This window comes from Aquibacillus albus (assembly GCF_016908325.1).
GTDB lineage: Bacteria > Bacillota > Bacilli > Bacillales > Amphibacillaceae > Aquibacillus_A > Aquibacillus_A albus.
Map to the genome: position 1 here is coordinate 43,329 of NZ_JAFBDR010000007.1, position 13,839 is coordinate 57,167.

At 37.8% G+C, this 13,839-nt stretch carries 10 protein-coding genes and 1 riboswitch; of the genes, 4 read left to right on the top strand and 6 right to left on the bottom strand.

Annotated features, from left to right (window positions below; translation table 11 throughout):
- Positions 1-11: 11 nt before the first annotated feature.
- Positions 12-2,189: a ribonucleoside-diphosphate reductase subunit alpha gene (locus tag JOC48_RS07860; protein WP_420829214.1), complete on the bottom strand. Its 2,178-nt coding sequence runs from the start codon at positions 2,187-2,189 to the stop codon at positions 12-14.
- Positions 2,190-2,686: 497 nt separating this feature from the next.
- A riboswitch (cobalamin riboswitch) is annotated at positions 2,687-2,898 on the bottom strand.
- A 178-nt stretch (positions 2,899-3,076) separates the two neighbouring features.
- Between JOC48_RS07860 and JOC48_RS07865 the strand changes: the two genes are divergently transcribed.
- Positions 3,077-3,955 (top strand): NAD(P)-dependent oxidoreductase, encoded by an 879-nt coding sequence (locus tag JOC48_RS07865; RefSeq protein WP_204498531.1) that lies wholly within the window; start codon positions 3,077-3,079, stop codon positions 3,953-3,955.
- Positions 3,956-4,015: 60 nt separating this feature from the next.
- On the opposite strand, the gene uraH is transcribed toward JOC48_RS07865, so the two are convergent.
- The 3 genes from uraH to JOC48_RS07880 all read right to left on the bottom strand — a co-directional run bounded on the left by uraH (position 4,016) and on the right by JOC48_RS07880 (position 6,689).
- Entirely contained in the window at positions 4,016-4,369 is a 354-nt protein-coding gene (gene uraH / locus JOC48_RS07870) for a hydroxyisourate hydrolase (protein ID WP_204498533.1), read from the bottom strand.
- Between the two features lie 41 nt (positions 4,370-4,410).
- Entirely contained in the window at positions 4,411-4,920 is a 510-nt protein-coding gene (uraD, locus tag JOC48_RS07875) for a 2-oxo-4-hydroxy-4-carboxy-5-ureidoimidazoline decarboxylase (RefSeq protein WP_204498535.1), read from the bottom strand.
- Positions 4,921-5,075: 155 nt separating this feature from the next.
- On the bottom strand, positions 5,076-6,689 hold the full coding sequence (locus JOC48_RS07880; RefSeq protein WP_204498538.1) for a PucR family transcriptional regulator: 1,614 nt from the start codon (positions 6,687-6,689) through the stop codon (positions 5,076-5,078).
- A gap of 240 nt (positions 6,690-6,929) precedes the next feature.
- Here JOC48_RS07880 and allC point away from each other — a divergent pair, with 240 nt between their 5' ends.
- The 3 genes from allC (at position 6,930) to JOC48_RS07895 (ending at position 11,035) form a co-directional block, all read left to right on the top strand.
- Positions 6,930-8,183, top strand: a complete 1,254-nt coding sequence (gene allC, locus JOC48_RS07885) for an allantoate deiminase (protein ID WP_204498540.1) — start codon at positions 6,930-6,932, stop codon at positions 8,181-8,183.
- Positions 8,184-8,240: 57 nt separating this feature from the next.
- The gene (locus tag JOC48_RS07890; protein ID WP_204498542.1) at positions 8,241-9,503 is read left to right on the top strand and encodes a pyridoxal-phosphate-dependent aminotransferase family protein; all 1,263 of its coding nucleotides are present in this window, start codon (positions 8,241-8,243) and stop codon (positions 9,501-9,503) included.
- Positions 9,504-9,679: 176 nt separating this feature from the next.
- Entirely contained in the window at positions 9,680-11,035 is a 1,356-nt protein-coding gene (locus JOC48_RS07895) for an allantoinase (protein ID WP_204498545.1), read from the top strand.
- A gap of 51 nt (positions 11,036-11,086) precedes the next feature.
- Here the strand turns inward: JOC48_RS07895 and JOC48_RS07900 are convergent, their stop codons facing one another.
- Together JOC48_RS07900 and JOC48_RS07905 are read right to left on the bottom strand one after the other, a co-directional pair.
- Entirely contained in the window at positions 11,087-12,379 is a 1,293-nt protein-coding gene (locus JOC48_RS07900; RefSeq protein ID WP_204498547.1) for a D-alanyl-D-alanine carboxypeptidase family protein, read from the bottom strand.
- Between the two features lie 247 nt (positions 12,380-12,626).
- Positions 12,627-13,823 carry an amidase gene (locus JOC48_RS07905; RefSeq protein WP_204498549.1) on the bottom strand — a complete coding sequence of 399 codons (1,197 nt, stop codon included), beginning with the start codon at positions 13,821-13,823 and terminating at the stop codon, positions 12,627-12,629.
- Positions 13,824-13,839: the final 16 nt, after the last annotated feature.

Consider the following 13,839-nt stretch of genomic DNA (forward strand, 5'->3'; position numbering starts at 1 on the left):
CTCTCCCTTCATTAGCTTGAACACGATTCACATTCAATAAGGTCTGAAGATGTTGATCGCAAATAATACGTTGTTTTTAACCCTGATTTCCAAGCATTCAAATGGAGGCTTAATAATTCTTTAGCTTGAACCGTATTTGGAACATAAAGGTTAAAGGAAATACTTTGGTCAACGTGCTTTTGTCTTGCCGCATTTTGCTTAATACTCCAGTGCTGATCAATAAAATAAGCTGATTTATAATACCACGTAGTTTCTGAGTTTAAATCTGGTGCTGTTACCGGTATTTTATAATCCTTTTTCTCCTCCGCGTAAAACTTTTGAAAAATGGGATCAATACTTGCTGTACTGCCTGCAATAAGTGATGTAGAGGCATTAGGAGCAACAGCCATTAGATAGCTATTACGAATCCCGTTGTCTTGTATATCTTGCTTTAATCGATTCCAAGGAAGCTGGGTCTCTTCATTTGCTGTATAACCTTTTCGTTCAAAATATTCACCTGTTTGCCAATCAGATCCTTCAAACGCTTCATAAGCACCTTTTTCTTTTGCAAGCTCCATACTTGATTCAATCGTCAAATATGCTATTTTTTCATACAATTTGTCTGCATAATCAACAGCTTCATCACTTTCCCATTTCATTTTCTTCCGTGCAAGTAAATGGTGCCAGCCAAATGTGCCTAAACCAACGGCACGGTATTTTTTATTCGTTAACTGTGCCTGTAAAACAGGAATACTATTTAAATCAATGACATTATCTAGCATACGAACTTGAATAGGAATTAACCGATCTAACACATCATCAATTACTGCTCTTCCTAAGTTAACAGAAGAAAGGTTACAGACAACAAAGTCACCTGGCTGCTTCGTGATAACAATTTTTCCGTCAACGGTTACTTGCTCCTCTAACAATGTAGGACTTTGGTTTTGTGTAATTTCTGTACACAAATTACTGGAATAAACCATTCCTAAGTGACTATTCGGATTTTGACGGTTCACTTCATCACGATAGAACATAAAAGGACCACCGGTTTCGAGTTGACTTTTAAGAATTCGTTTCATAATTTCGATAGCCGGAACTTCTTCCTTGCTTAAATCCGGGTGATTCACACAATCCCAATACTTCTCTCTAAATGATCCATCACCTTTCGTCTCATCATAAAAGTCTTCCAGTGAATAACCCATAACAGTACGAACTTCATGTGGGTCAAACAAATACCAATTTTCACGAGCCTCAACTTGCTCCATAAATATATCTGGTAAGCAAATACCTGTAAATAAATCGTGTGTTCGATAACGCTCGTCCCCGTTATTTAATTTTGCATCTAAGAACGGAAATATATCTTTGTGCCAAATATCCAAGTAAGCACAAATTGCCCCTTTTCGTTGACCAAGCTGGTCGACACTAACTGCTGTATTATTCAGTTGCTTCATCCAAGGAAGCACGCCTGAAGATGCGCCTTTAAATCCTTTGATCGCACTACCTCTGCTTCTAATTTTTCCTAAATAAACGCCGATTCCGCCACCGTTTTTTGATAAGTTGGCAATATCGGTATTACTATCAAAAATTCCCTGCAGACTGTCATCAATCGTATCAATAAAACAGCTCGATAATTGTCCATAGCTCTTCCCTGCATTGGAAAGTGTTGGAGTAGCTACTGTCATATACAAATTACTTAATGCCCAATAGGCTTCTTTTGCGAGGTCGACACGATTTTCCTCAGGCTCCTTTTGCATCAGAGTCATTGCAATAATCATAAATCGCTCTTGAGGAAGTTCTTGTACACGCTTTTCATAATCCTTTGCAATATAACGATCTGCTAAAGTACGAATACCTATATAGGTGAATAATAAGTCTTTACTAGGGTCAATTGCTTTTCCTAATTCATTAATTTCTTTCTTACTGTAGGATTCAAGAACTGACGGATTATAAATCCCAATTTCTGTCAGTGACTGAATAAGATCAAAAAAGGACCCATATTTATTTTTATAGTTAAAATTTCTGTTATCTGCTGCATCTTTATAAAGCATTTCCAAGTACAAAGAGGAAGCTACATAAGTCCAATCTGGTTGGTTCTCATCTAAATAAGCTAAAGCCTCCAAAATCAACTGATATACCCACTCTTTTTCTTCTAACCATGGTTTTTGTTCTGAAAGCGTTTCCCCGAAGCTCAACAATGCCTGTACATCCATGTCAGGAAAATGTTTAACCATCTCATCCATAACATAACTTTTCCAGTCACTTGTTTTTGATTGTATCTCTATCACTTTCTCTTCCTCCCTTTATTTTTTAAAAATTTCAAAGATGTTAATTCCATATATATGTATATAAAGTGAAACTTCAATCAGTGGGGGTTTTCTTCATCCCCCACTGATTGTTAGTTGAACCAATCGGGCTTTTACGGGCAGTTTATCCCCCACCTATACTTCTCGTTTCTCTTAAGCCTTGAGGCGGGGGGTATTACTGCCCGTTAATGCGCGATAAAAATTAAAAACCGCTCATGAGGCGACATGAGCGGACAAAAAACGACAGATTTTGGATAATATAAAATCCCCTAACAGTTAGCGGATTCTTCATACTTATTATACTTTCACTGATTGTATTCAATATTTTTAAACATTTGAATACTACTTGAAAAGTAAATAATAAGCTCCATCTATCGTTTCCATGTCTCAATCCCCGAAGAAAAGAAACTATGACAAGTTAGGCAGGTCTACTGACTTATGCATCTTCCTACTAGAGGCCTTCCCAAATTGTAGTATTATGTATCAACTCAGACATGATATACTAAAATTCAGTGGCGTTCCCGTTCGTCCACAAATACAGTTGCGGGGACAGTCTCGGATTCTAACCGAGTTCCCTTTTAAGACTAAGGTGTCACCTAAACTCGTAAAAATTCTCAATATATAGTATTGATTTTTATTAATATTATCAATATCTTGAATTTAGCATAAATATAATGTTGTTGCAATGGATTTGAACTAACTTTTTATAATTTAATTTTGATTCATTAAATCGGAAGGAATCGTCCAACTATTCGCGAATATTCTATATAAAACAGAAAAGAGGAGGTCTACCATTGGCTTTTCATGTTAAAGATACACAAATAGGTTTTATCGGTACAGGGGTTATGGGAAAAAGTATGGCTGAAAATTTAATAAAAGCAGGATATCGAGTAAATACATATACAAGAACTAAAGCAAAAGCAAGTGAATTAATCGAACAAGGTGCCATTTGGAAAAATTCCGTGGCCGAACTAGCGGCGAGTTCTGATGTCATTATTACGATCGTCGGGTATCCAAAAGATGTTGAAGAAGTTTATTTAAGTGATTCTGGAATCCTTCAAAACGCTAAGTCAGGTTCTTATGTTATCGATATGACAACATCTAGTCCATTACTTGCAGAAAAGATATCTTCTGAAGCAAAAGAAAGAGAAATTCATGCACTGGATGCCCCAGTATCTGGTGGCGATGTCGGTGCAAAAAACGGAAAATTGGCGATTATGGTCGGCGGAGAAAAACAAGCGTTTGATCAAGTACTCCCACTTTTTGAAGCGATGGGGGAAAACATTGTTTTACAAGGGGATGCTGGTGCTGGTCAACATACAAAAATGTGTAACCAAATTACAATCGCCTCGAATATGATTGGCGTTTGTGAAGCAATCGTTTATGCCGAAAAAGCTGGATTAAACCCAGAGCGTGTGCTTGATAGTATTACAACAGGAGCCGCAGGTAGTTGGTCTCTTTCAAACCTGGCGCCTAGAATGATTGATGAAAATTATGATCCTGGATTTTATGTGAAACACTTTATTAAGGATATGACTATTGCTCTTGAATCAGCCAAAGAAATTGGATTAACGACACCTGGGCTGGAATTATCTTTATCCCTTTATAAGCAGCTAGCAGAACAAGGGGATGAAAATAGTGGTACACAAGCATTAATCAAGCTTTTTAAATAATTACTTAAAGCTAAAAAACCCATTACGAAAAAATTTGTTTGGGTTTTTTAGCTTTTATCCTTAGCTACCTCTATATACCTGATATCCCCATGGCGAGACTAAAAGAGGAACATGATAATGGGAATCTGTCTCACTTATTCCAAAACGAACAGGGACTTCTTCTAAGAAGTGAGGATCCTTCATCAGAACCTCTTTCCCTCGAAAATATTCACCAATATGGAATAATAGCTCATATTGTCCGTCAGCTATCTCTTCTTTTGTTAATAGTGGTGAATCTAATCGACCATCACTATTCGTAACACTAGTTTTTACGAATCGTTTTGTAACACCTTCAAAAGAAAATAACTCTACCTTCACATTAGCAGCAGGCTTTCCATGAGCCAAATCTAATATATGAGTAGTCAATCCTGCCATCTTTTACCTCCTCATCCTATAGCAAACAACCCTACTTACCTTCAAATCCGTTCCAATGTATCTTCCACCTTTTCCTCTAATCGAAAGCCAGCAATTTTATAAATTTCTGTTAGTGCTGTCTCAAATTCCTCTTCATACGTGCTATTTACTCGTTCTTTCAAGGATTGGTAGATATCATCTTTGTTTTTTCCTTTAACCGCAAAAATAAATGGAAATCCAAATTTTTGCATGTAAGTTTGATTCAAAGATTTAAAGCTTTCAAATTCATCCGCCGTTAAGTTCTGCAAACCCGCACCCTGTTGCTCCTTTGTTGAATCTGAACTCATCTTCAATTTTGCACCTAAATTTGGATGAGCACGTATTAACTCCAGCTTCTCTTCTTGAGGTGTGTTTGCTACAATCTCAGTCATTCGTTGATGAAGTGCTTGTCTTGAAGGGAAAGGTCTATATTCGGCTGCTTTTTTGGCAATCCATGGAGAATGTTCAAATACTTCTCCAAGTGTAGATACAAATTCTTGTTCGCTTATTTGATTTAATTCGGCTAATTCCATGATAATCTCTCCCTTTCATTACGTATTAGAATCGTGAACCAGGAAATATACTTACAATAATAAAGACTATTCTGACAATTGTCATTATAGATAATGCACAATTCCAACAATGAAAGTTTAGCCGTTTTGCATAATGGTTTACTAGCTTTCTAACCTTAAAGCTGCAGTATGGTTTTAATCTGTAATGCAATCCTTAATTGAAGAGTTGTTTCCGGATCATGTAGTTTTCTTCCTAGCAATTCTTCACATTTTTCAAGACGATATACGACAGTATTTCGGTGAACATATAACCGTTTTGCTGTTTCTGAAATTTGACAGTGTGATTCTAAATAAACAAATAATGTTTGTAAGAGTGCTTTGTCTTCCTTAAATTCTAATGATGCTAACTGATTTAATGCATGTTGATAAAAATCCTTTAAATCCTCCACAGGGATAATTCGAAGCAGCTCCATAATTCCTTTAGTGCGATAGCTTTGGATAAAGTTTTCTTTACCGGATAATAAACCTGCTTGTAAAGAGTCTTTCGCTTCTTTATATGCATTTTTCACATGAAGCAGGTTGGTGGATATATTACTTAAACCAAAGGAAATAGAAGTGTTAAATTGTCGTCTGATTTTCGATTGAATTTGTTCCAATGCAGGGATAACGGGACTATTTATTTGTGAAGCGTCCGTTATTTTCATCAAAAGAAAACACCCGTCTCCTTTCGTAAAAAAATGGGTCCGAACCGGAAAAACCTTCAATTCATCTTCTATATATTCAAAGATAGACTCGTTTTTTCGTTGATTTTTCACATAGCTGTCAAACGGATCGCCTTCGACCAACTTCCCTGCAATACAAAGGTAGGTTTGCTCGTTTTCCAACGAAAATTCTTTTGCTCTACTAACAATCTCTTCTTCGGATGAAAAGGCACCTTCAACAAAATTGAAAAAAAATTCATTTCGAACTCTCCGATCATACTGCTTCAATGCATGCTCTTTCATCAATTCGAACGAAATAACATTTGTAGCCTGTTCGATCGTTAATGTTGTTGAGTGGTCAATTGGCAAAACTTCACCTACAAGAACAAGAAATCCTGCCCTTTTTTGATGGGTATAAACGGAAAAAACGGAATAAGTTTGCTTTGTTTGGCGATCAGAAAACTGAAAGACGGCTGTATCAGGAAAATAAAAGTGTATATCACTCTTTTGCCACACTTCCATCTGTTGAATGTAGCTATCCTGAAATTCAGAATAGAAGATTGGTTTCGCATATTGGTCAATTAAAATGACTGGGTATCCAACTAAACTCGATAGACGCTTTATTAATTGGTTAATTCCTTTCCCACTCATAATATGATTCGTAAATTGCTTGTGGATATCAATCGCATGCTGTAATTCATTCGTTCTTTTATCCAATATACAGTTCAACGTATGATTTACAATATCGCCCAGGGAAGTATCTATTGAAAGTTCAATAATGGGGAATGACAATTTATCTGCAAGCTCCAGTACATCAGAAGGTATTTCCTGTAAAAACCTTTTTGTTTTAATTCCGAGCGCTGCACACCCCTGCTTATCCATTGCTTTTACTAAGTCAATCAACAAATGTGGTTGATCTTTTAAATGGTAAGCCGTTGTTACGAGCAATTCATTCTCTTTTAAAAAGGAGATGATGTCTGGTGCATCCATCATATTCACATGCAAAACTTCTCGGTTTAGCCCCAAATGACCAGCAACAATTTGACAGTTTTTCAACGCGTCAATTTGTAATACTTCAGCTACTTTCATCTACATCCACCCTTAGTTTTTTTATCTTTTATTTTATCACAATTTTTCGACTCTTTAGTTAAAAAGCACAAAAAATTGTTAGAATTATTACATTTCTGCCAATGAAGTAAAGCTAGCCAATTGATACACTTGTGTTAATAGACATTCGCAATTTAAACCATTCATTCGTGCATGTAACGGCGGACTTAAAACCTTCCCCCACATGCACTGACACAAACTCTCAACAAACAGATCGGAGGAATGACATTGACAACAGAATCACATTCTTTAATGAAAGAAATAGATCAAGTTGATTCAATGGTAAAGTGGCTAGCCTCCTTCGGCCAGTCAGACAGCGGTGGCGTAAACCGATTATTATACTCCCCTTCATGGGTCCAAGCACAACATGCTTTGGAAAATAAAATGAAATCATATGGATTCATCACTCACTTTGATAGTGTTGGTAATCTATTTGGCAAGTTACAAGGGAGCACCCCTAATACGAAGACGATTTTAACTGGGTCCCATATTGATTCTGTACTTAATGGCGGTATTTACGATGGTGTTTATGGCATTATTGCAAGTTTATTAGCTGTTAAAAAACTGCACGAAACATATGGTACGCCTAAAAAATCGATCGAGGTTGTTTCATTGTGTGAAGAGGAAGGAAGCAGATTCCCTTTAACGTTTTGGGGGTCCGGAAATATTACTGGAAAATATACTTTGGAGGATATAGAAGGAATAAAAGATACAGATGGTGTTCTTTTTTCAGAAGCTATGAAAAATGCCGGTTTTGACCCTGTGCAATATTCTTCCCCACAACGCAATGATATTGATTGCTTTATTGAACTTCATGTAGAACAAGGGATTGTGTTAGAGAAAAAAGGAAGCTCGATAGGAACTGTCAGTCACATCGTTGGGCAGCGCAGATATACCGTTACTATAACAGGTGAAAGCAACCACGCTGGCACTACTCCGATGCCCTACCGAAAGGATGCACTAGCAACAGCAGGCCATTTCATTTCATATATATCTGAAAAAGCAATCCAAACAGACCCACAGCTTGTTGCAACAGTTGGAAAAATTAACGCAAGTCCAAATGTACCGAATGTAATTGCTGGTGAGGCCCAATTTACATTAGATGTTCGCCATTTCAAAGAAGATGTTTTAGATGAGTTTTGCGATCACCTAGCTAATTATTTTAAACAGGTCGCACAAAAACGAGAAATGGAAATTACGATCGACCAATGGATGAACGTCCAAGCCGTTAAGATGGATCCATCATTAACCGAACTATCCAAATTAGCAGCGACTGAAAAAAACATTACCTTTGAACCGTTAATTAGTGGAGCGGGACATGACGCACAAGTATTCGGAACCTTTTGCCCTACTTCTTTACTATTTGTCCCTAGTGAAAAAGGGATTAGTCATTCCCCAAAAGAATCTACGAAAAAAGAAGATCTAGAAAAGGGGATAGAGCTTTTAACAGAGTTATTGTATCGATTAGCTTACTAAAAAACAGAGGAAAAAGATTCTTACATGAACTTTTACAAAGAGTGAAGGAGGAAGGTTATGACAACCTATACAGATTTAAATACACCACTACGGACAATTATGACACCAGGGCCCGTAGAAGTTGACCCACGTGTGCTGCGGGCAATGAGCACACCAATCGTAGGTCAGTTTGATCCGGCCTTTACACATATCATGAATGAAGTGATGGAAATGCTTCGTCATCTCTTTGAGACAAAAAATAAGTGGGCATTCCCCATTGATGGAACTTCCAGATCTGGTATTGAAGCATTACTTTGCAGCGTTATAGAACCAGGGGACAAAGTATTGGTACCCATCTTTGGTAGGTTTGGTCACTTACTAACAGAGATATGTGAAAGATATGGTGCAGAGGTACACACGATGGAATGCCGATGGGGGGAAGTATTTGACCAAGAAGACGTAATAAAGGAAATAAAACGAATTCAACCAAAAATAACTGCCATCGTTCATGGTGAAACATCTACTGGATGTATGCAGCCTTTAGATCAAATAGGTAAAGCTTGCCGCGACCAAGATGTCTTATTAATCGTTGATGCAGTTGCCTCTACAGGTGGAACCCCTGTCAAAGTTGATGAATGGTATATTGATGGTATTGTGGCCGGTACACAAAAGTGTTTATCCGTCCCATCTGGTATGGCACCACTTACCTACAATGATCGTATAGAAAAGGTGGTTCATGCTCGAAAAAAAGTAGAACGGGGTATTTCTACAGAGGAAGATCGTATAAATGAACAAACGAACAATCACCCCACCATCAAAAGCAACTACTTTGATATCAGCATGCTTCAAGATTATTGGGGACCCAGAAGATTAAACCACCATACAGAAGCAACATCGATGTTATACGCCTTACGAGAAGGATTAAGAATTGTCATTGAGGAAGGACTAGAAAACCGGTTTACTCGACATAAATACCACGAAAAAGCATTGATTGCTGGTCTAGAAGCAATGGGATTAAGTCTATTCGGAAACAGAGAATGTAAACTTCCGACTGTCACATGTGTGTCGATTCCTAATGGCGTTGATCCTGAATCAGTAAGAAGGATGCTTCTACAGCAGTTTGGAATTGAAATTGCCAGTTCTTTCGGACCACTACAAGGAAAAATTTGGCGGATTGGTTCGATGGGTTATAGCTGCCGAAAAGAAAACATCTTATTTGTCTTAGGAGCATTAGAAGCTGTCCTGATAAGACATGGCGTTGATATCAATATCGGAAAGGGACTTCAAGCTGCGTTAGAAGTCTATATCAATCAGCCCGCAACAGCATTAGTAACCCAATAACTGTGCTAAAGTGTGATGTCGATTTTGGCTGATTGTGTGATGTATCACTACGGTCCTTTAAGGGAGCCAACCTAATTAACAGGCCTATCGGTAAAGGGCCTTCCGTGCATCACCCAAAAGGTGGCTTGAGAACAAGAGCCACCTCTACTTATTCAAACAAAACAGGAGGCTCTTTCATGAATAAATATGACCTCATTATTAAAAATGGAAATGTCGTTTTTACAGATAAAATAGAACAGACAAGCCTTGGAATAAAAGACGGAAAAATCATAGCAATAGACAATAATATCACCAATGAAGCAAGTGAAATCTACGATGCAGAGGGGAATTATATTTTTCCCGGAATGATTGATGTTCATGTACACTTCAATGAACCAGGAAGATCCGATTGGGAAGGGTTTTCTACTGGTTCTTTTATGATAGCTGCCGGAGGGGGAACCGTATATTTTGATATGCCTTTAAACGGCGTTCCATCCACAACCAATCAAGATGCACTACAACAAAAAGTGAAACTCGGAAAAGAAAAATCATTTGTAGATTTTGGTTTATGGGGCGGATTAGTACCGGGTAATGTGGATGAACTAGCTAGCTTAGCTGCAAATGGAGTCGTAGGATTTAAAGCTTTTATATCTGATTCTGGTAATGAAGAATTTGAAGCCGCTGATGACATTACGCTTTTACAAGGGATGGAAGAAATTGCGAAGCTCAATAAAGTACTTGCCCTTCATTGTGAAAGCAAATCAATCACCAACTTTTTAACCGAACAAAAACAAAAACAAAAAGCCTATAGTCCAGATGATTATGCACAAACTCGACCGATCATCGCCGAAGTTGAAGCAGTAGAACGTGCCCTTGCTTTCGCTGAAATCACCGGTTGTCCACTACACTTTGTTCACATTAGCAGTGCACGAGCAATTGAAAAAATAGAAGAGGCTAAGCAAAATGGATTAGACGTAACGGTCGAAACATGTGCACATTACCTACTGTTCAACCATCAACACCTGATAGAAAAAGGGGCAGTTGCTAAGTGCGCACCACCTCTACGGGACAAAAACGAGCAAGAGAAACTAATTAAAATGCTAATCGATAATCGTATAGACATGATAACTTCTGATCACTCTCCATCTCCATATGATTTAAAAGACCCAAGTAAGTACCACTTGCTCGAAGCTTGGGGAGGGATAAGCAGTGGGCAATTTACGTTAATGTCCACGATTGAAGTAGCGATTAATCACGATATGCCATTAACTAAAGTTGCACAACTAACTGCGGAAGCTCCTGCAAAGAGATTTGGTCTATCTAAATCGAAAGGAAAAATTGACCTTGGATACGATGCAGATTTAGCAATTATTAGTCTTGATCAATCCTTTACAGTCGATGAAACAAACTATTTTGCTAAGCATAAACAAAGCTTATTCATTGACCATACTTTTCCTTGCCGAGTTGTTAAAACACTTAGTCGTGGCCAGCAGGTGTTTGAAGCAGCAGACCCTACTCCTAATAATCCAACAGGTCAATGGTTAAATGTATGATAAAAAATTAGAGGGAGAATCATCCCCCTCTAATTTTTAGATGAACAATGGTCAAGGTATTAAACACGATTGTCTCGTATCTATTGTACCAACTTTTCCCAAGTATTCTTCTAACGTTATATCATTACTCATCATTTGTTGAGCAGCACGGGAACCGACATACCGTATATGCCAAGGTTCATACTCATAACCAGTAATATGCTCTTTCCCTTTTAAATAGTGAATAATAAAGCCAAATTTCGCTGCATTTTTTTCTAACCACTTTCCTTCCCTTGTTCCCCCAAACCCTTGTGTTAATTGAAAATTCGCACTCTCACTTGTTACATCCATTGTTAATCCGGTTTGGTGTTCACTTTCGCCAGCTTTTGCACTTAACGTATTAGCTTGCCACATCCCTATATCCATCGCTTTAGAAGAAAAAATCCAGTGTTGCCGCTCAAAAGAACGATAACCGGAAACCGCGAACAATTGAATGCCTTCTCTTTGTGCTTGGTTAAATAACAATTCTAGTGCATCGGCTGCAACCTTTCGCATCAATTTTTTAGGATGATATTCATTAAAAAGAAATTTAACGTTTGGAACAACAAGGTTATTTGGTACATAATCCTTTGGTAGTCCATATTCCTTATTTACTAATACCAATGTATCATTGGGATTTGAAACAATGTATTTGTCCGTCAATATTTCCTGTTGAAGTACCTTCTTGGTATTTGGTCCATAAACTCCATCATTAACCAACGTTCCATGTTGGGATTGGAAGTCTTTGATCGCCTTTGTTGTTCGCCATCCATATATTCCATCTTCACTTAATGCGTAGCCATAATGATTCAACGCTTGCTGGACCAATTGAATATTTCGATTGTCAGCCCCGTTTTTATATAGCCCAATCGGTAATTGATTGATAATAGCAACCGTTTCCCTATCTGGGATATACAGCGTTTGCCCCACAAAGATATTGTTACTTGTTAATTTGTTCACTAACTTTAATTGACTGACGCTCAAATTAAACCAACCCGCAATCAAATATAACGTGTCATTTGGCTGAACAAGATAATATCTTCCTTTTTCATTAGGTATTTTTAATGGTTGTCCAACCATTAATAAGCTGTTTTTTAAATGATTAACCCTCATTAATTCTTCAATCGATGTATCGAATTTTTGCGCAATAAGATATAGTGTGTCTCCAGGATTTACATGGTACATACTATACAATTGCACTTCATTAATATCACTATTTTCCGCGGAGACTTTATCTTCATTTAATATATTTATATTTACTAAGACAAGCAAAACGACCAAGCACTTAACTATCTTCTGAAGTCCTATTTTCATATAGTTTTGCAAAGCAATACACTCTCCTTCATTCATAGAATGTGTAACTTTGCTCAATTATATATAACCAAATATAACTAAAGAAAACTTAGCTAGCGCCAAGCCTTTAGGCGCAGGTGATCGCCTAGTTGCGCTTATACTTAGTTCCTAAAAATTTTACTACGTCGATTAGCTCCAGCGCTAAAATTTTATACTTTCCTAACGTGCAATAAAAGACCGGGCAAAGAGCACCCGGTTATCGCGAATGTATTATTGCTTATCATTTTAATACTGATGAATGATTGCCTACTACTTTCACTGCAAAATCGATTAATTTTTTATCCATATGATGATTTGCTAGGAAGGATAACCCTATAGGTTTACCATTAACCTCAGCAACCGGAATCGTTACTTGAGGTAAACCACTTAGTCCGGCAATACAAGTTAATCTCATTGCCCTTGCTCGATAATCATCTAGCTCTTTCGACGGTAACCCTCTTAATGGGGCAATACCAGGAGCAGTAGGAATTACTAGAATACCACCTTTACCAAGCATAGAAGAAATTCGACTGCGTATCTTTTTTCGCAAATCGCATTTTTCTTCAAAACCTTGTTTTTCTACTTTACTCGCCATTTCAAAACGCTCGGCTATACCTGGTCCAAATGAAGGTTTTTCAACCTCTACCCACTGACCATGCTCCCTCCATATTTCTGCACCTTGTATAACACGGAATGCTTCCGCCCACACTGCTAATCCCTCTTCAGAAATCGTCACGGATTCGATTTCCATCTCACTATTTTTCAGTAGTGAATGGACCTCCGAAAATACATGCTTCGTTTCATCATCAAGAAGTTGAGACCAAGCATCTTCGGCATAAAGTATTTTAGTAAAAGAAGCCGATGTATCTGCTTGGTTTGTTAAAACTACGTCCCCAACTTGTTTTAATAAATCTGGTGAATTAGTCATCCACCCAACTGTATCAAAACTCTTCGCTAAAGGTATAACCCCATCAATCGATACATCCCCATGTGTTGGACGAATTCCATACAACCCACAATAAGATGAAGGGATTCGTACCGAACCACCAGTATCCGTACCTAAAGCAAAGTCAACTAACCCAGCCGATACAGCGACCGCTGAACCACTAGAAGATCCTCCAGGAATATGATCCGGAGCCTTTGGATTAATCGGTGTCCCGTAATGGTGGTTTTCTCCATTCAAACTATACATCAATTCATCTGTATGTGTTGTACCAATCATACGTGCTCCTGTTTTGATTAGTTGATCAATAACAGCAGCATTTACCTCAGATGGCTTGTGAGTACGAAGCCAGTCTGGATTACCAGCTGTGTTAGTATGTCCTTCAATAGCAAAAACATCCTTAACTGCAAAAGTTAAGTTATCTAACTTCCCTGATCCAGTTGGATTTAATGTAAGATGATCATCCATAAATGCATCGTATTTATCATGTAGCATGAAATACCCCCAGCTT

Excerpts from the sequence above, each read along its gene's own strand:
- JOC48_RS07890 (WP_204498542.1), top strand. The coding sequence starts at position 8,241 with ATGACAACCTATACAGATTTAAATACACCACTACGGACAATTATGACA.
- JOC48_RS07905 (WP_204498549.1), bottom strand. The coding sequence starts at position 13,823 with ATGCTACATGATAAATACGATGCATTTATGGATGATCATCTTACATTA.
- allC (WP_204498540.1), top strand. The coding sequence starts at position 6,930 with ATGACATTGACAACAGAATCACATTCTTTAATGAAAGAAATAGATCAA.
- uraH (WP_204498533.1), bottom strand. The coding sequence starts at position 4,369 with ATGGCAGGATTGACTACTCATATATTAGATTTGGCTCATGGAAAGCCT.
- uraD (WP_204498535.1), bottom strand. The coding sequence starts at position 4,920 with ATGGAATTAGCCGAATTAAATCAAATAAGCGAACAAGAATTTGTATCT.
- JOC48_RS07860 (WP_420829214.1), bottom strand. The coding sequence starts at position 2,189 with ATGGATGTACAGGCATTGTTGAGCTTCGGGGAAACGCTTTCAGAACAA.
- JOC48_RS07880 (WP_204498538.1), bottom strand. The coding sequence starts at position 6,689 with ATGAAAGTAGCTGAAGTATTACAAATTGACGCGTTGAAAAACTGTCAA.
- JOC48_RS07895 (WP_204498545.1), top strand. The coding sequence starts at position 9,680 with ATGAATAAATATGACCTCATTATTAAAAATGGAAATGTCGTTTTTACA.